The sequence below is a fragment of the Streptomyces sp. TRM68416 genome (genome assembly GCF_014596915.1).
Lineage (GTDB): Bacteria > Actinomycetota > Actinomycetes > Streptomycetales > Streptomycetaceae > Streptomyces.
In genome coordinates this window covers 322,532-340,270 of the sequence record NZ_JACVWU010000003.1, presented here as the reverse complement: position 1 = coordinate 340,270, position 17,739 = coordinate 322,532, and the positions used below count along the sequence as shown (strand labels likewise).

The following is a 17,739-nucleotide window of genomic DNA, read 5'->3' as shown; positions in this document are numbered from 1 at the left end:
CACGGCAGGAGGTCTGCATGAGCGCGTCGGCGGTCGGGTGGGGTCGGGTGCGGTGCGCTGTCCCGTCGGTTCCGTCACTCGAAGGCGGTCGTGATGACAGGGAGGGCGGTCGGGCGGGTACGTACGATTCCATGACACCTGAGCGATCTGACCCGGTGGTGCCCACGGCCACGTACCGGCTGCAGTTGCAGCCCGAGTTCCCGTTCGCGGCCGCGGCGACGGCGGTGCCGTACCTGGCCTCGCTCGGCATCTCGCATCTGCACCTGTCCCCCGTCCTGGAGTCCGTGCCGGGCTCGCTGCACGGCTACGACGTCGTCGACCACGCGCGCGTGCGCGAGGAGCTCGGCGGCGAGGAAGGGCTGCGCGCGCTGGCGCGCACCGCGCGCGAGCACGGGCTCGGGCTGGTGGTGGACATCGTCCCCAACCACATGGCCATGGCCCCGCGGCACAACCACGCCCTGTGGGAGGTGCTGCGCGAGGGCCCCAAGTCGCCGTACGCGCGCTGGTTCGACATCGACTGGGAGGCGCAGGGCGGGCAGCTGCTGCTGCCGGTCCTCGGCGGCCCGCTCGGCAGGGAGATCGACCGCCTGGAGGTCGACGGCGACGTCCTGCGCTACTACGACCATGTGTTCCCGCTGCGCGAGGGCACCGGGGAACTCCCGCTGCCGCAGCTCCTGGACGCCCAGTGGTACCGCCCGGTGTGGTGGCGGCTGGCCCGCACCGAGCTGAACTACCGGCGGTTCTTCAGCATCTCGGAGCTCATCGGGGTGCGGGTGGAGGACCCGGAGGTGTTCGAGGCCACGCACGGCAAGATCCTGGCGCTGCTGCACGAGGGCGTGGTGGACGGCATGCGCGTCGACCATCCCGACGGGCTCGCAGACCCCGACACCTATCTGCGGCGGCTGCACGAGGCGAGCGGCGGCCGCTGGACGGTCGTGGAGAAGATCCTGTCGGACGGGGAGCACCTGCCGCCGTCCTGGCCGGTCGCCGGCACCACCGGATACGACGCCCTGCGGCACGTCGACGGCCTGTTCACGGACCCGGCGGGGTTCGGCGAACTCCTCGGCCAGTACCGCCGGTTCGCGGCCCCGCAGACCGACCGGGGCGGGCAGTGGGAGGCGACGGTGCGGCGTGCCGCGTACAAGGTCCTCACGCACGAGCTGGCCGCCGAGACCGACCGGCTGACCCGGGTCGCGGACCGGGTGTGCGCCGCGTCGCCGGAGCCCGCGCTGCGCGACCGCGCGCCCTGGGCGCTGCGCACCGCGGCGCAGGAGCTCCTGGTCCGCCTGGAGGTCTACCGCCCCTACGCCTCCGGGGACGCGGCCGCCGTGGTCACCGAGGAGGCGGCGGCCGAGGCGCGGCACGCCTTCGTCGTACCGGAGGAGGCCGAGGCCGTCGACGTGGTACGGGATCTGCTGCTCGGGCGGGCCGGTGACGGGCCCGGGCAGGAGGAGCTGCGGACCCGGTTCGCGCAGACGGCGTCCGCGCTCCGCGCGAAGTCCGTGGAGGACACGGCGTTCTACCGATACGTGCCGTTGCTGTCGGCGACGGAGGTGGGCGGGAACCCGGGCGCTCCGGCGTTGTCCCCGGAGGAGTTCCACGCCTACTGCGCGCGCGTGCAGCGCGACTGGCCGGCGACGGGCACCGTCGTGTCGACGCACGACACCAAGCGCAGCGCCGACGTGCGGGCGGCGCTGGCGGTGCTCACCGAGTGCCCGGAGCGCTGGGCCAGCCTGCTGGCCGAGGTGACCCGCTCCGGGGAGGGCGTGCCGGACGCCCAGGTGGCGTGGGCCGCCTGGCAGACCGTGTTCGGGCTCGGCCCGGCGGAGCCGGAGCGCGTGCGGCAGGCCCTGCTGAAGCATGTGCGGGAGGCCGGTCTGTTCACGAGCTGGACGGAGCAGGAGCCGCCGTACGAGGAGGCGGTGGCGGCCTTCGTCGCGGCGGGGCCGTGCGGGCCGCCCGGCGCGCGCGTGGCCGCCCTGCGCGACGAGCTGGCGCCGCACATCCGGGCGAACGTGCTGGGCGTCGCCCTGGTCCATCTGACGATGCCGGGTGTGCCGGACGTCTACCAGGGCACGGAGGCCGAGTACCGGGCGCTGGTGGATCCGGACAACCGGCGGCCCGTGCGGTTCCCGCCGGAGGATGCCGGGGACAAGGGCGCGGTGACGGCGGCGGCGTTGCGGCTGCGGGCGCGCCGGCCGGCCGCCTTCGGGGACGCGGCGACGTACGCACCGCTGACGGCCGAGGGCCCGGCGGCCGCGCACTGCGCGGCGTTCGCCCGGTCCGGGGAGGTGGTCACGGCCGTGACGCGGCTGTCGCTGCGGCTGGCCCGGGCGGGTGGCTGGCGGGAGACCCGGTTGCCGCTGCCGCCGGGTCGGTGGGCCGACGTGCTGGCTCCGGAGCGGGAGTTCGAGGGGCACGCGCGCGTGGCGGAGCTGTTCGCGCGGCTGCCCGTGGCGCTGCTGGAACGGGTGGGGTGAGGCGGGCGCGCCTCGGAGTCCACGCGAGGCGCGTGTGCCGGGCGCGCGCATCGGCCGCACGCCTGACCGAACGTCGGCACCTCTGCCGGTGCCGACGGCCCCTGTCGCCCGCTCCTCATGCCTCGGGGCGCCCCCTGGAGCCTCCCCCTCGATCTCCTTGACACTGCACCGAGACCGTGGGGTACTGCGGGTGGCGAAGCCGGGCGGATGTGTCGGGGGTGAGTCACCTGCCGGAGTCGCGCTACCCCACAGTGACCGAACTCGTCTCTTCCGCCCGCGCGTTGGGGGCACAGCGGCCGGATCTGTGCACCCTGCGGCAGGTGGGCGCCTCCCGGGCGGGCCGCCCCCTGCACCTGCTGTCCGTGGGCCGGGCCCGGGACGCGGTGCTGGTGGTGGCGGGCGCCCACGCCAACGAGCCGACGGGCGGGGCCACGGTCCTCGCGCTGGCCGAACGGGTGCTGCACGAGCGGGCGTTGCGGGCCGACATCTCCTGGCACTTCCTGCTGTGCGCCGATCCCGACGGGGCGAGCCTGCACGTCACTCCGGCGCCGCGCAGCCTGTTCGACTACCACCTCGGGTTCTACCGGCCGGCCGGTCCCGAGCAGCCGGAGTGGTCGCCCGCGGTGCTGCCGCCGGACCGGCTGCCGCCCGAGACGCGCGCGCTGACCGGGGTCATCGACGAACTGCGTCCCTTCCTCCAGGCGACCCTGCACGGGACCGATCTGGGCGGCAGCTGGGTGCAGTTGACGAAGGACGTGCCGGGGCTCGCCGAACCGTTCGCCAAGTCGGCGGCGGAGCTGAACATCCCGGTGGAGACGGGCGCCTCGGACGCGGCGGGCTGGCCCGCCTCGGGGCCGGGGGTGCATGTGATGCCGGCGCTCGGTGCGGGGGCGGCGTACCCGAGCATGCCGGACGACGCACGGCACAGCACCTGGCACCACGTGCACCGGTACGGCGGGCTGACCGCGGTGGTGGAGGTGCCGATGTGGGCGAGCGACCTGGTGGACGATCCGGCGCGGCATCCGGCGCCGGCGGAGGCGATGCGGCGGCTGGCGGTCCGGCTGCGCCGGGACGCGTCGGACGTGGAGCGGGTGCTCGTGCAGGCGCGGCCCCGCCTGGAGGGCGTCGACGATCCGCTGCTGCGGGCGGCCACGTGGACGCTGGAGCTGGTGCCGGGGCTGGCCGCGGACTGGGTGGACATGGTTCCGGCCGACGACACGCGGGCCTACATCGGCAGCGTGGACGCCTTCGCCCGTCGGCTGCCGCTGCGCGCCGCGGCCATGCTCCTACGCGTACTGACGGCGGCCGGCGACCCCGGCGCACCGACCCTCAGACGCCTCGTCGCCACCTGGAGCACCTCCTTCGAGCAACGCTTCCGCTCCCGCTGGGTCCCCCTGGCGGCCCAGGTCCGGCACCAGGCCGACACGGTCGTCGCAGCGGCCCTGCACGCGCGCGAGGCGGGGGCGTGAGAGGCGGCCCGCCCCGCGCGCGCGGGCGGGCGGGCCGCCGTACCGCGTCAGGTGTCCAGTGCGAAGACGGACCCCGTACTCGCCTTCATCGCGCAGGCGTTGGCGTAGGTCTGTGTGTACTCGACGGGCCGGCCGTTCCACTGGCCGTGTGCGTGGGCGGTGACCGGGGCGTAGATCATCGGGCAGGGGACGTTCAGCTGCGGGAGGGCGGTGATGTCGCCGTCGACCGAGGCCAGTTGCGCGCAGGCTTCCGCGGCCTGGGAGTGTCCCTGGGGCGGGTTGCACATCAGGAGGGTGCCGCGGGTGTCGCTGGAGCGGTCGTCGCCGGTGGTAAGCGTGAGGTAGAGCCAGTTGCCCGGGAGGGAGTCCCGTTCGGCGGCCTGTGCGGGGGCCGCGCCGACGAGGAGGAGCGCGGCCGCCGCGAGCATGCCGACCCGTGCCGCTGTCGCTGTGGTGGAGAGTGTCATTCCCGATGCATCGGCACGGCGGCCTCGGATCCCCACCCCGGCTCACCCGAACGGGAGCGTGTGTGCGCGTGCCGTACGGCCAGCTCGAACGCGGCGCGCACCACCCGGGACTGGTATTCGACCTGACGTGCGACCGGTATCCAGGACGCGCGGCAGCCCTCGCGGTAGTCGGCGCACCACAGGTCGATGATCCGGTCCAGTTCCGGCAGCACGCCGGTCGGGTCGCGGCCGGCGCCGGTCACCAGGCGGTGCAGCAGCCCGGCCGTGCGCAGCGCGAGCCGTCGTCCGGCGATGCGCAGCGTGGCCAGGTGGGCGGTGCTGAGCGGCGGCAGGGGCTGGGGGTCGGCGGTGACGACGTCGGGGTCCCAGGCGTCGGCGAGGCCGGGGGCGACCAGTAAGTAGTCGTCGACCGGGGCGAGGAGCCGCTCCGCCTCGCCGGTCGCGGGCAGGTGGGGGCGGATCCGGGCGAGGAGGCGCTCAAGGAGCAGGTGGTCGTGGCGCAGGGTGCGGCTGACGGCGCGCAGGACGCCCGGCCCGTCGGCGGGCGCGGTGCCGTCCTCCACGGCGGCCACGCCCCACATCGGCGCCTCGACGACGGCGGTGACCGTGCCGTGCCGGTAGGGGTGGAACCAGGTCGACTGCACGGCGGCCTCGGTGATGGCCGCGACCAGGTCGCCCCGGCGCGGCGGCGGGATCCGGTAGACGGCGGGACCCAGCCGGGGCCAGTACAGGGTGTCGTAGGGGCCGAGTTCGCGGGGTATGCCGAGGCGGGCCGCGGTGTGGGCGACGCGGCGCGGGAGACCGGGCAGGGGGTGGGTCAGCTCGACGAAGCCGCCGCCGACGTCGACGCCGTGCAGGGAGCACTGGAGGAAGGGCCGCAGTTCGTCCTGGAGGTCGAGCAGGGCGCGGGTCTCGGGCAGCGCGGCGTGGTCCGCGCCGTCGGGCAGCCATTCGGGCTGCTCCAGGAAGCCGGGGCGGAAGAAGTTCCGGAAGTAGCGGCCGAGGGTGTACGGGCCGTGCAGCCAGCCCTCGTTGCGGCGCAGCCCGTCGGGGTCGACGCAGAGCAACAGGTTCCAGGTGGCGTCGGCGCCCTGGTGGAGGCGGGGGTCGGCGAGCGCCCGTTCGGCCAGCCGGAGGGCGGTGGCGCCGCCCACGGGCTCGTTGGCGTGCGGGCCCGCGACGACGAGCGCGTGGTGGCTGCCGTGGCCGACGGACAGCAGCCACAGGGGCCGGCCCTCGCGGGAGGTGCCCGCGCGACGCAGCCGGGCGTCCCGGGGGTGGCGGGCGACGAGTGCGGCCGCCCGGGCGCCGAGTTCGTCGACGGTCGGGTAGCGAAGGAGGGGCGGCAGGGCACACCTCCACGTTCCGGTGCCGTCGTTTCACCTGTTGTGCATGGTGTACGCACAGTCAGTCACGACTCTTCGGTTACGTCAACACCAAGGAAAGCAAAGGGATTTCGAGCGATACGCCCGGTTAAGCCCTGGCCCGAGCCGAGGTCGTCCTCAGTTCGCGGCGAGGCGGAACGACATCCGCCCGAAGCCGACCTGGTCGCCCTCGCGAACCACGGCCGCCCCGATGACCCGGCGGCCGTTCACGGTGGTGCCGTTGGTCGAGCCAAGGTCCCGCAGCACCCACATGCCGCCCTGGCGGCTGAGTTCGGCGTGCACCCGGGAGACCGTCTCGTGGGTCAGCCGCAGACCGCTCGCGGGGTCGCGGCCGATGCGCAGCGGATGACCGCTGCCGGGGTGCGGCAGCAGCAGCTTGGGCAGCCGCTCGGCCTGCCAGGCCCTGCGCAGCCGTACGGAGAAGCCGGAGACCGCCTCGACGGTGCCGAACACCAGGCGCGCCACGCGGCTCTCCTGGGGAAGGTCGGCGGTGAGGACGGCGAGGTCCTCGGAGCGGCGGGCGGCGAGGGCCAGCTCCATCCGCCGGATGAACGTGTCGTGCGAGAGACGGCCCATGGCGACGCCGTCGCGGAGCACCTTCAGCGCCTTGTCGCGCTCCGCGTCGGAGAGCCGCGCGGGGTACGTGTTGAACTCGAAGGACGACGTCACGCTCGTGATTGTCGGTCAGCCGCGCCGGAGTGTCCAGAAAACGGCAGAACCACCGCCCCGCACGTCCCCGGGAACGTCAGCGGGCGACACCTGCCGCAAACGGGAGGATTCAAAAGCGGATTGATCCCGTTTGAAGCACCATGGACGGGCTACATCACGGTGAGCAGACGAAGGGGAACCGTCCGTGCAGTTCGAGGTGTGGGCACCGCAGGCCGACCGTGTGACCCTCCATTGCGAGGACACCACGCGCGCGCTGGAGCGCGATCCGGAGCGGGAGGGATGGTGGCGGGGGGAGGCGGAGGCACAGGACGGCAGCCGGTACGGCTACGCGCTGGACGACGGGCCGGTACTGCCCGACCCGCGCTCGCGCCGCCAGCCGGACGGCCCGGACGGGCGCAGCGCCGTCGTCGACCACGCGCGCTACACGTGGCGCGCCGAGTGGGCCGGGCGCCCGCTGCCCGGTGCGGTCCTGTACGAGCTGCACGTGGGCACGTACACCCCCGAGGGCACCCTGGACGCGGCCGCCGAGCGCCTCGGGCACCTCGTCGAACTGGGCGTCACGCACGTGGAGTTGATGCCGCTGTGCCCCTTCCCCGGCCGGCACGGCTGGGGGTACGAGGGGGTCTCGCTGTGGGCGGTGCACGAGCCGTACGGCGGCCCCGAGGCGCTGAAGCGGTTTGTCGACACGGCGCACGGACTCGGCCTCGGTGTGGTCCTCGACGTGGTGCACAACCACCTCGGCCCGTCGGGCAACTACCTGCCCGCCTTCGGGCCCTACTTCACGGAGCGGCACCACACCCCGTGGGGCGCGGCGGTCAACCTGGACGCGCCCGGCTCCGACGAGGTGCGCGACTACCTCGTGGGCAGCGCGCTGGCATGGCTGCGCGACTACCGGATCGACGGACTGCGCCTGGACGCGGTGCACGCGCTGCGCGACACGCGCGCGTGCCACTTCCTGGAGGAGCTGTCGACGGCCGTGGACGGGCTGTCGGCCGAACTGGACCGGCCGCTGTTCCTGATCGCCGAGTCGGACCTGAACGACCCGCGTCTGGTCACTGCGCGCGAGGAGGGCGGCCTCGGGCTGCAGGCCCAGTGGAACGACGACTTCCACCACGCCCTGCACACCGCGCTGACCGGCGAGGACCAGGGCTACTACGCCGACTTCGCGCGCGCCCCGCTCGCGGCCCTCGCCAAGACCCTCACCGGCGGCTTCTTCCACGACGGCACGTACTCCAGCTTCCGGGGCCGGCGCCACGGGCGCGCCCTGGACCGCGCGCGTGTGTCCGCGCACCGGCTGCTGGGCTACAGCCAGACCCACGACCAGGTCGGCAACCGCGCGCAGGGCGACCGGCTCGCCGCCTCCCTCTCCCCCGGCCTGGCGGCCTGCGCGGCGACCCTCACGCTCACCGCGCCCTTCACGCCGATGCTGTTCATGGGCGAGGAGTGGGCGGCGGGCACGCCCTGGCAGTTCTTCACCGACCACACCGACCCGGAGCTCGCCGAGGCCGTACGGCGGGGCAGGCGGCGGGAGTTCGCCGCGCACGGCTGGGCCGAGGAGGACGTGCCCGACCCGCAGGACCCGGCGACGCGCGACCGCTCCTGCCTGGACTGGACGGAGCTCGACGCCGAGCCCCACGCGCGCGTGCTGGCCTGGTACCGCCGGCTCGTCGCCCTGCGCCACGAGCAGCCCGACCTGACCGACCCCGACCTCGCCGACACCAAGGTGGCCTACGACGAGCGGGGGCGCTGGCTGGCCTTCCGGCGCGGGGACGTACGGGTGGCCGTGAACCTCGCCAAGGAACCGGCCGCGATCCCGCTCGGACCCCGCCGGGCCCGCGTACTGGCCGCGTGGGAGCCCGTGGAGGCCCCCGGAACGGGCGGGGTGCTGCACCTGCCCGGGGAGTCGAGCGTGGTGCTGCTGCAGGAGTGACCGGGCCCTAGGGTTGCTCGTCCTCCTTCAGCTCCGTCACCCGCTCCAGCAGGATCGCCTCCCAGGCGAGGCGGAGCTGGTGCCGGAGCGGGCCCAGGGGGGTGCCGCTGCCGCCGTCGAGGGCTTCGGCCAGACGGACGACGGTGTCGCAGCGGGCGAGCCACAGGCCGCGCAGGCAGGGGCGGGCGCCGTAGCCCGCCAGGGTGGCGGCGCGGACGGCGGCCGGGGAGCCGACGGCGCGGGCGAGACCGGCGATGTCCTCGGCGGGGTCGCCGAGGACCGTGTCGGCCCAGCCGAGGACCCCGCGCACCCGGCCGTCCGCGCTGACCACGAGGTGCTCGCCGGTCAGGCCGTGGTGGACGAGGACGGTGCTGCCGGGCTGGGCGGCGAGCTGGACCGCGGCCGACTGGGTGAGCTGGCGCAGCCGGGCCGGGTCGAACTCGTCGGCCGCCGCGAGCCGCACGGCGGCCCGCTCCGCGCCGCGGCGCAGGCCCTCCAGGGAGCGCGGGGAGATACGCGGCACGCCGAGCGCCTCGGCCGTCCGGGCGGGCACCTCGCGCAGCCCGGTGAGGAGCGCCGCGAGATCGGCCTCGCCGAGCGCGGACACGTCGTGCTGCTCGGCCGACCCGCCGGGCACCTTCGTGTCCAGCGTGTACGGCAGACCGGGCGCCCATTCGCCGTGCGCGACGCTCGTGGGAACGGCGACGGGGACGTGCCCGCGGACCAGGTCGCGCAGGCGCAGCTCCCGGCGCAGACGGACGGCGGCCTCCCGGTCGGGGGCGAGGCGCAGCACATGGCGGGCGCCGACCCACCAGGTGGCGGGCCCGCCGCCCGCGCCGACGGGCCGGACCTCGGGGCCGGCGCTGTCCTCCGCGCGCTCCTTCAGCAGGGAACGGACCAGTCGGCGGACGGTGTCCGCGGTGGGTGTCGGTGCCTGGGTCATGGTCGCGCCGTTGTCACTAGGGGATGCTCGCCGAGAGGGGACTGCTGGGGCCGCTCAGTCCACTATGACCATCTCGCGGGTGGTGTTGTTGAGGCGGCGGCCGCCGTCCTCGGTGACGGTGACGATGTCCTCGATGCGCACCCCGAAGCGGCCCGGCAGGTAGACGCCGGGCTCGACGGAGAAGCACATCCCGGGCACCAGGGGCTGCTCCTCGCCCTCGATCATGTACGGCGGCTCGTGCGTGGTGACGCCGATGCCGTGGCCGGTGCGGTGGATGAAGTACTCGCCGTACCCGGCGTCGGCGATGACCGCGCGGGCCGCCCGGTCGACGTCCTGGCAGGCCGCTCCGGGGCGTACGGCGGTGAAGCCCGCCTCCTGGGCCGCGCGCACCAGGTCGTGCACCCGGCGCTCCTCGTCGGTGGGTTCGCCGACGTGGACCGTGCGGGAGGTGTCGGAGCCGTAGCCGTCCTTGAGGCCGCCGAAGTCGAGGACGACCATGTCGCCGCGTTCCACGAGCCGGTCGCCGACCTCGTGGTGCGGGTTTGCGCCGTTCGAGCCGGAGGCGACGATGGTGAAGTCGACCTGGGAGTGGCCGAACCGGCGGAGCAGCCCGGCGAGGTCCGCGCCGATCTCCGACTCCCTGCGGCCGGCGAAGGGAACGTTCCGGATCTCCTCGAACGTTGCGTCGGCGGCCGCTCCGGCGGCCGCCAGCAGCTCCAGCTCGGCGGCGTCCTTGACGGCCCGGAGCATCGGCAGGGCGTCGGTGAGGGCGGCGTAGGAAGTGCCCGGGAGCGCTGTCTGCAGGCCCAGCAGATGCATCGCCCAGGTGTTGTCGCTGATGCCGAACCGGCCGCGCGTGTCGAGGAGCGCCGCGGTGACGGCGTAGGGGTCCTTGCCGTCGGTCCAGTCGCGCAGGGTGAGGGCGGACGCTCCGGCGGCCTTCGCGGCGTCGGGGGCCTCCAGGGTGGGGACGACCAGCACGGGGTCCCGGCCGGGGGCGAGGACCAGCAGGGTGAGCCGTTCCGTCTCCGCGGTGGGCGCGTAGCCGGTGAGCCACACCATGTCCGGTCCGGGCGCCACCAGCAGCCCGGCCAGCCCGGCGTCCACGGCCGCGCGCGCGGCGCGTTCCATCCGGGCCCGGTAGTCGTCGGCGGTGAAGGGCGCGGGTGCGGTGCCGGTCATCCGGGCCTCCCTGGGCGCGTAAGGGAACTACGGGCAGCATCCTGCCCGCAGGCAACGTCCGGCGCGAGCCGATCGACACGCCTTCCGGGGATGAACCCGCTCGCGGGGGCCACGGCATGCGGCACCTTCGCAAGGAAGGAGAGGACGGAACCGGCCGCCTTGGGGTGGACGGCGGTCCCCGGGGCCGGCCTGCCCCGGCGGCCGCCCGGTGATCAGCCCCGCGCGGGGGCCGGCCGCGAGGAGGCAGGCCCCGCGCGCCCGGGGGCGCGAGCGGGGCTCGGCCCGGGTGGACAGGTTCGTCCGGGTGCCTTTCCTCGGGCGCTTCCTTCCCGGTTTCTGGCCGTGGGGTACGTACGTGTTCCAGCCTGGTGGCCGAGCCGGCACGGGGCGTATCGGCCCGGTCCTCGATCGACTGGCGGGACCGCCGCCTCCCAGGGGCCGGCGGAGTTCAGGTGACGACCCCGGGGACGACCGTCAATTGCTGGTAGCCGCCGCTCTGGTGACGCAGCGTCAGGGTGACCTCGGTGCCGGGGCGGGTGCGGGCGACGGCTCGGGCGAGGTCGGCCGCCGAGTCGATGCGGGTGGTGCCGTAGACGAGGAGGACGTCGCCGCGTACCAGGCCGGCCGCGTAGCCGGGGCCGGGGACGTGGATGCCGACGATCTGGGCGCCGCCCTTCTCGGCCTCCACGGCCTCCACGCCGAGGGTGGCGCCGGCGGGGGCGGGCGTGGGGCTCGGCGCGGCCGACGGCGACGTGGCCGGCTGCGAGAAGGGCTGCGAGGAGGGGCGGGCATCCGCCGGGGCCGCCCCCGCCTCGCGCTGGAGCTCGGCGAGTCTGCTCATGCCGATCACCGTGGCCCCGACCGTGCCGAGTCCGACCCCGGACAGGACCAGGACCGTGCCGACGAACAGGGCGAACAGCAGGCTCGTGAGCCGGCGGCCGCGTCGGCGTGCGGCGTGCGGGCGCCGGGCGGGGCCGGGCCGTTTGCCGCCGCCGGGCTCCTGACCGGGCATCGGCTTGGGACGCAGCGCAGTCTGTTCCATCGATCGCCTCCGCCTGGAGCCCTACCCGGGCCACCGGCGCCCGACGAGCCACGAACGAGTGAGACTGACCCGCGGTCAACGACGGAAATCCGGTGCGCCCAGCGCGGTCGCCACCGCCCTGCCCTCGCAGCCCGGGGAGCGAGCCCGCGTACACCAGTTCGGTCCGATGGACCACGCGGGGCTCGGTGACCGGTACGGCGGCCGTGCCCGGGATCCCGGCGGCCGCAGAGCGGGGCAGCAGGGGCAGGGGTCAGGCCGTAACCGGCGGTGAGGGCGGTGAGGGCGCGGCCACCGTCGAGCCCGGCTCGCTCGTGCATTCGGTGATCGGCTCGGAGCGCACCGCCGAACGGTGCTTCTGCTCGCGCTTCCAGCCGCAGCTGTCGGGCGACGGCTCGCGCGCGGACCCGATGACCCGGGTGCCGGCGCAAGCCGTCGTGGACCACGCGGCGCGGCGGCAGCCGGTCAGCCGATGACCGGCACGGCCGACGGGCGGTCCGGCAGGAAACCGTGGGCGCGGCGGCCCAGCCAGTCGGCCTTGTAACGGTCCACCTTCTGGTGCCAGTTGAGGATGCCCGCCAGCCAGTTCCGCAGGTCGGCCACGTAGGCGGCCATGATCTCGCGGGCCTCCTCCGACAGGTCGAAGTCGTCGTAGACCACGGGTAGTTCGTGGGCGACGACGTGCTCGAACTGCTGCATGCGCTGGGTCATCAGATCGTGTACGACGTGGAGCGCGGTCGGATAGTCGATGCCGAAGAAGTTCTGCACGACGAGGATCGCGTTGTGGATCTCGCCCTCGTACTCGATCTCCTTCTGGTACGAGAAGACGTCGTTGAGCAGGCAGGCGTAGTCGATCGCGGCGTTCTCCAGGGAGCGCACGGGGCCGCTGCGGTACACCTCCGGCGGGACGGCGGGGCCGTGGCCCATGCGGCACAGGCTCAGGGTGAGGTCGGAGCCGAAGGTGGCGCGGCGCATCTCCAGGTAGTCGACCGGGTCGGGGATGCGGTTCTGGAGCTGGTTGGACAGTTCCCACACCCAGCTCTCGGTCATGACGTTCACGGCGTCCTTGAGGGTGCTGCGCTGGCCGGGCGTCATCCCGGCGGTCGTCCGCGCCCACAGGTCGGCCAGGCCGCGCTCCATGGCGTTGAGCGGGACGGTGGCCGGCTCGCCGTCCAGGGGCATGCAGTCGGACAGGCGCCGGGTCGTCAGGCGGGCGGCGGCCAGGTCGCGGCGGTGGCCGTAGACGAGGGGGTAGTAGTCGTCGCCGTACGTGCCCCAGGCGAGCCAGTGCGAGCTGAGGTCCAGGGCCTCGGGGCTCGCGTCCGGGTCCAGTCCGGCCGCGCACAGCGGCAGGTCGTAGGCGGCGAGCTTGTCCTCGTCCCAGACGCCCTCCTGGAGGATGCCCATGCGGTGCACCCAGTCGGTGAGGCGGTGCCGGGCGCCGTCGAGGTGCGGGCTCAGCTCCAGCGGGAACGGCATGTAGAGGTCGGGGATCCGGGACGGCCCGACCTTCTGGAACGGCACATGCGTGTGGGCGCGCAGTCTCTCGGCGCCCGCCGAGGCCAGCAGCGCGCCCACGTCGGCCGCGGAGGTGCCGGGGCCGGTCAGCCCGTGCCACGGACTGGCGGACCGCGCCCGCTCGTTCATGTAGCGGCTGGAGCGCATGTGCCATTCGTGGCCGCCGGACTGCCAGTCCTGCAGTCCCTGTGCGTACGCGGCGATCGCGGCGACCTCGTCCGGGGTGAGGCCGTGTTCCAGGGCCAGCGCGGGCACTTCGGTGAGCGCGGTGTGCTCGAACTGGTGCAGCCGGGAGGTGAGGACGTCGTTGACCGTGTCGGCGGCCTGCTGGGTGGTGCAGTCGAAGAAGGTCTCCAACACCAGGACGCCGTTGCTGAGTTCGCCCTCGTCCTCGACCTCGCGCTGGTAGGAGAAGAGGTCGTTGCGCAGGTGCACGGCGTCGGAGAACGTCTCCATCAGGACTCTGAGGGGCCTGGACCCGGCGACGGCTGCGGGGACCTCGGCCGTCGCGTACTCCACGAGACCGGCCGACCAGGGGGCGCCGCCCACCTTGCGGCGCATCTCGATGTACTCGACGGGGTTGGCGATCCGCCCCTCGTTGATGTTGGACAGCTCCCACAGGGACTCGTTGAGGAGGTGCTCGGTGGCGACGGCGAAGCGGCGGCGCCAGTCGGCGGACATCGACGGCACGGTGCCCCGCCACAGGTCGGCGAGTCCCGCCTCGACCGGGTTCTCCGGCTCGGGCACGGGCGTTGCCAGGTCCATCGGCATGAACAGCGGGAGGCGGTCGAGGTGGGCCTTGCCGGCGGACCGGTCCTGGGTGCGCTTGTACATGTCCAGGAAGTGGTCGTCGAAGAAGAAGACCCACACGTACCAGTCGGTGATCAGGGACAGCGCGGGTCCGTCGCAGTCGGGGTGGGTGTAGGCGCAGAGCAGTCCGTAGTCGTGCGCGTCGAGGTCGGACTGCTCCCAGATCCCGGAACCTTCCAGCATGCCCATCTCGCGCGCCCAGACGGTCGAGTGCGCCCGCGCCTCGTCGAGGTGCGGGTTGAGCCGCGCGGGATACGGCATGTAGAAGTGCGGGAGTTCGAAGGGCTGCGTCATGGCCGGGCCCTACCCGGGGCCGCGAAGGAGCATCCTCGGGCCGGGACATGATCACACCATCGCGTGAATCGGGCATGAATTCCCGGCCGACGCGGGGCCCTTGTGGCGTTCACCTCTACGCGCGCAGACTACGGAGGTTCTCCTACCCCCGCCTATCACCTCCCGCACCGGAGTCCCCCATGACCCACCCCGGATCCCTCTCCCGCCGCACCGCGCTCGCCTCGCTCGCCGGTGCGGCCCTGGCGACCGCCACGGCCGGGCAGGCCGCCGCGGCCGGACGGCACCGCCGCACCGTCCGGTTCGCGACCTTCAACGCCTCCCTCAACCGCGCAACCGCGGGCGCCCTCGTCGCCGACCTGTCGACGCCGGACGACGAACAGGCGCGCAATGTCGCGGAGACCATCCAACGGGTCGACCCGGACGTGCTGTTGGTCAACGAGTTCGACTACGTCCCGGGCGGCCTCGCGCTCCGGCTGTTCCACGACAACTACCTGGCCGTGGGACAGCGCGGCGCCGCACCGGTCCGTTACCGCCACCGCTTCACCGCCCCCGTCAACACGGGTGTGCCCTCCGGCATCGACCTCGACGGGCGGAACGGCGCGGTGACGACGCCCGGTTCGGACGCGTACGCGCAGGACGCCTTCGGGTACGGCTGGTTCCCGGGTCAGTACGGCATGGCGGTGTACTCGAAGTACCCGATCGACACGCGCGCGGTGCGCACCTTCCAGCGCTTCCTGTGGAAGGACATGCCCGGCCACGTCATGCCGCCGGGCTACTACAGCGCCGAGGCCACGGCGGTCCTCCGGCTGTCGTCCAAGAGCCACTGGGACGTGCCGGTGCGCGTCGGCCACGACACCGTGCACTTCCTGGTGTCGCATCCGACGCCGCCCACCTTCGACGGGCCCGAGGACCGCAACGGCCGCCGCAACCACGACGAGATCCGGCTGTGGGCCGACTACGTCGGCGGCCCGCGGCGCGGCGCCTACCTGTACGACGACCGGGGCGTGCGCGGCGGACTGCGCCCCGGCGCACGGTTCGTGATCGCGGGCGACCTCAACGCCGATCCGTACGACGGCGACAGCTACGACCATGCCGTACGGCAGCTGCTGGACCACCCGGCGGTGCGGCCGCCGGCCACGCCCCCGGCGAGTGCGGGCGGGGTGGAGGCGGCGCGGCTCCAGGGCGGCGCCAACGCCGCGCACGTGGGCGATCCGGCTTACGACACCTCGGACTTCAACGACACCGCGCCCGGCAACCTCCGGGTGGACCACGTCATTCCGTCCCGGGGCCTTGGTCTCGGCGCGAACGGGGTGTTCTGGCCCACCTCGGACGACCCGCTCCACCGGCTCGTCGGCGGCGGGGCGGCGCAGCCGACCTCGGACCACCGGCTGGTGTGGCAGGACGTACACGTCCGGTGACCGTATGCCCTTGCCGAGCCTCCGTCCTCGGTCCACCGTAATCGCATGACCTCCTTCACGCTCCCTCATGAGCTGCACGGCGACGGTCCCCACGAAGTGTTCGCGGTGCACGGCTGGTTCGCCGACCGGTCCGCGTACGCGAGCGTCCTGCCCGACCTGGACCTGACGTCCTTCACCTACGCCGTGGTGGATCTGCGCGGCTACGGCGAGGCGAAGGACGCCGTCGGCGCGTTCACGACGACGGAGGCGGCGCAGGATCTGCTGGAACTGGCCGGCCGGCTCGGCTGGGAGCGCTTCTCGGTGGTGGGGCACTCGATGGGCGGGGCGGTGGCCCAGCGGCTGCTGGCCCTGGCCCCCGGGCGGCTGCGTCGGATCGTCGGGATCTCGCCGGTGCCCGCCTCCGGGCTGCCGCTGCCGGGCGACCAGTGGGAGCTGTTCGCGGACGCGGCGCACCGGCCGGAGAACCGCCGCGCGATCATCGACTTCACCACCGGCGGGCACCGCCCGGCCGCCTGGCTCGACCGCATGGTGGCCCGCTCCCTCGCGGTCAGCGACCAGAAGGCGTTCCGGGCCTGGCTGGACTCCTGGGCCGGGGAGGACTTCCACAGCGAGGTCGAGGGCGCCCGGGTGCCCGCGCTGGCCGTCGCGGGCGGCCTGGACCCGGCGCTGTCGGCCGCGCTGCTGCGGGACACCTGGCAGTGCTGGTATCCCCTCGGCGAGCTGTGGGAGTTGAGCGCCGCGGGCCACTACGCGATGGACGAAACCCCCCTGGAACTCGTCCGCGTGATGGAGGACTTCCTGCGGGCCGACGAGGGCAAGGGCGGACCGGCGTGACCGTCCGCCCGTCCCCGCCGGTCCCCGACGTCTTCGATCCCCGCCAGTACGGGACGTCCGTGCCGTACGACGCCTACCGCGTCCTGCGCGATCACCACCCGGTGGCGTGGCAGGAGGAGCCGGAGGTGCTGGGCTGGCCGGCCGGGCCCGGCTTCTGGGCGGTGACCCGGCACGCGGACGTGGTGCGGGTGCTGAAGGACTCCTCGACGTACTCCTCGTACATCGGCGCCACGCAGATCAGGGACCCCGATCCGGAGGACCTGCCGTTCATCCGGCGCATGATGCTCAATCAGGATCCGCCGCAGCACGGGCGGTTGAGACGGCTGGTGAGCCGGGCGTTCACCCCGGGCCGTCTGGAGCGGTTCACCGTGGTAGCCGAGCGGCGGGCCCGCACGCTGTGGGCGCGGGCGCTGGAGACGGCCCGCGCGGCGGACGGCACCGTGGACCTCGTCGCCGCCGTCACCGACGACTACGCCCTGCTCAATCTCACGGATCTGCTCGGGGTGCCGGAGCGGGACCGCGGCCTGCTGCTGGACTGGACGCGGCGGGTCATCGGCTACCAGGACCCGAACGAGTCCGGCCCCCCGGTGCTGGACCGGTCGGGCCGTCCGGTCAATCCGCGGTCGCCCGCGCTGCTACGGGACATGTTCGCCTACGCGCAGCAGTTGGCGTCCTTCAAGCGGCGCTATCCGGCCGACGACGTGATGACCACGCTCGCGCACGACGCCGAACTCACCCGCGAAGAACTGGAGATGTTCTTCTTCCTGCTCACCGTCGCCGGGAACGACACGGTGCGCAGCGCGGCCCCCGGTGGTCTGCTGACCCTGGCCGAGCACCCGGAGGAGCAGCGGCGGCTGCGCGCGGGCGAGGCCGAACTGGGTCCCGCGATCGACGAGTTGCTGCGCTGGCATCCTCCCGTGCTGAGCTTCAGGCGTACCGCGGGGTGCGACACCGAGCTGGCGGGGCGGCGGATCCGCGCCGGGGACAAGGTGGTCGTCTTCCACGCCTCCGCCAACCGCGACGAACGGGTCTTCCCCGCGCCGGACCGCCTGCACCTGTCCCGTACGCCGAACCCGCACGTGTCCTTCGGTGACGGCCCGCACGTCTGCCTGGGCGCGCACTTCGCCCGGCTGCAACTGCGTGTGCTGCACCGGGAGATGCTGCGGACCGTGCCGGTCCTGCGGCCGGCGGGACCGGCCGGGCGGCTGGTGTCGAACTTCATCAACGGGATCAAATCGCTGCCGGTGCGGGTGGCATGAGGCTCAGGGCGCCGCTTCGGCGGTCTCGTCGGCGCCCCGGGG

The 17,739-nt window shown here is 74.0% G+C and carries 14 protein-coding genes; 7 read left to right on the top strand and 7 right to left on the bottom strand.

The features are described from left to right. Positions 1-131 precede the first annotated feature (131 nt). Both treY and ICC28_RS06920 read left to right on the top strand, forming a co-directional pair. Entirely contained in the window at positions 132-2,480 is a 2,349-nt protein-coding gene (treY, locus tag ICC28_RS06925; RefSeq protein WP_188287520.1) for a malto-oligosyltrehalose synthase, read from the top strand. A gap of 218 nt (positions 2,481-2,698) precedes the next feature. Further along, positions 2,699-3,949 carry a M14 family zinc carboxypeptidase gene (locus ICC28_RS06920; protein WP_188287519.1) on the top strand — a complete coding sequence of 417 codons (1,251 nt, stop codon included), beginning with the start codon at positions 2,699-2,701 and terminating at the stop codon, positions 3,947-3,949. Between the two features lie 47 nt (positions 3,950-3,996). Here the strand turns inward: ICC28_RS06920 and ICC28_RS06915 are convergent, their stop codons facing one another. From ICC28_RS06915 to ICC28_RS06905, 3 genes are all read right to left on the bottom strand, one after another. Continuing rightward, positions 3,997-4,416, bottom strand: a complete 420-nt coding sequence (locus tag ICC28_RS06915) for an SSI family serine proteinase inhibitor (RefSeq protein ID WP_188287518.1) — start codon at positions 4,414-4,416, stop codon at positions 3,997-3,999. Then, on the bottom strand, positions 4,413-5,765 hold the full coding sequence (locus ICC28_RS06910; protein ID WP_188287644.1) for a M14 family zinc carboxypeptidase: 1,353 nt from the start codon (positions 5,763-5,765) through the stop codon (positions 4,413-4,415). Before ICC28_RS06910 ends, ICC28_RS06915 begins: the two co-directional genes overlap by 4 nt. A gap of 153 nt (positions 5,766-5,918) precedes the next feature. After that, positions 5,919-6,470, bottom strand: coding sequence for an FHA domain-containing protein (locus ICC28_RS06905; RefSeq protein WP_188287517.1), 552 nt, complete (start codon positions 6,468-6,470; stop codon positions 5,919-5,921). Positions 6,471-6,654: 184 nt separating this feature from the next. Between ICC28_RS06905 and treZ the strand changes: the two genes are divergently transcribed. Beyond that, positions 6,655-8,400 carry a malto-oligosyltrehalose trehalohydrolase gene (treZ, locus tag ICC28_RS06900; protein ID WP_188287516.1) on the top strand — a complete coding sequence of 582 codons (1,746 nt, stop codon included), beginning with the start codon at positions 6,655-6,657 and terminating at the stop codon, positions 8,398-8,400. 7 nt (positions 8,401-8,407) lie between these two features. Here the strand turns inward: treZ and ICC28_RS06895 are convergent, their stop codons facing one another. From ICC28_RS06895 to ICC28_RS06885, 3 genes are all read right to left on the bottom strand, one after another. Continuing rightward, positions 8,408-9,343: an aminoglycoside phosphotransferase family protein gene (locus tag ICC28_RS06895; protein WP_188287515.1), complete on the bottom strand. Its 936-nt coding sequence runs from the start codon at positions 9,341-9,343 to the stop codon at positions 8,408-8,410. A 54-nt stretch (positions 9,344-9,397) separates the two neighbouring features. Further along, entirely contained in the window at positions 9,398-10,525 is a 1,128-nt protein-coding gene (locus ICC28_RS06890; protein ID WP_188287514.1) for an aminopeptidase P family protein, read from the bottom strand. A gap of 448 nt (positions 10,526-10,973) precedes the next feature. After that, the gene (locus tag ICC28_RS06885; RefSeq protein ID WP_188287513.1) at positions 10,974-11,567 is read right to left on the bottom strand and encodes a PDZ domain-containing protein; all 594 of its coding nucleotides are present in this window, start codon (positions 11,565-11,567) and stop codon (positions 10,974-10,976) included. 185 nt (positions 11,568-11,752) lie between these two features. On the opposite strand from ICC28_RS06885, the gene ICC28_RS41220 reads away from it, so the two are divergent. Beyond that, complete coding sequence (locus tag ICC28_RS41220) at positions 11,753-12,040, top strand: hypothetical protein (RefSeq protein ID WP_188287512.1); 288 nt, start codon at positions 11,753-11,755, stop codon at positions 12,038-12,040. Here ICC28_RS41220 and cyc2 read toward each other — a convergent pair. Beyond that, complete coding sequence (gene cyc2 / locus ICC28_RS06875) at positions 12,030-14,186, bottom strand: germacradienol/geosmin synthase Cyc2 (protein WP_188287511.1); 2,157 nt, start codon at positions 14,184-14,186, stop codon at positions 12,030-12,032. The two genes, ICC28_RS41220 and cyc2, sit on opposite strands and share 11 nt — an antisense overlap. 179 nt (positions 14,187-14,365) lie before the next feature. Here cyc2 and ICC28_RS06870 point away from each other — a divergent pair, with 179 nt between their 5' ends. The 3 genes from ICC28_RS06870 to ICC28_RS06860 are packed head-to-tail and all read left to right on the top strand — an operon-like array spanning position 14,366 to position 17,697. After that, complete coding sequence (locus ICC28_RS06870) at positions 14,366-15,604, top strand: endonuclease/exonuclease/phosphatase family protein (protein ID WP_188287510.1); 1,239 nt, start codon at positions 14,366-14,368, stop codon at positions 15,602-15,604. A 45-nt stretch (positions 15,605-15,649) separates the two neighbouring features. After that, the gene (locus ICC28_RS06865; RefSeq protein ID WP_188287509.1) at positions 15,650-16,438 is read left to right on the top strand and encodes an alpha/beta fold hydrolase; all 789 of its coding nucleotides are present in this window, start codon (positions 15,650-15,652) and stop codon (positions 16,436-16,438) included. Beyond that, the gene (locus ICC28_RS06860) at positions 16,435-17,697 is read left to right on the top strand and encodes a cytochrome P450 (protein ID WP_188287508.1); all 1,263 of its coding nucleotides are present in this window, start codon (positions 16,435-16,437) and stop codon (positions 17,695-17,697) included. The genes ICC28_RS06865 and ICC28_RS06860 overlap by 4 nt, the downstream gene beginning before the upstream one ends. Positions 17,698-17,739 lie beyond the last annotated feature (42 nt).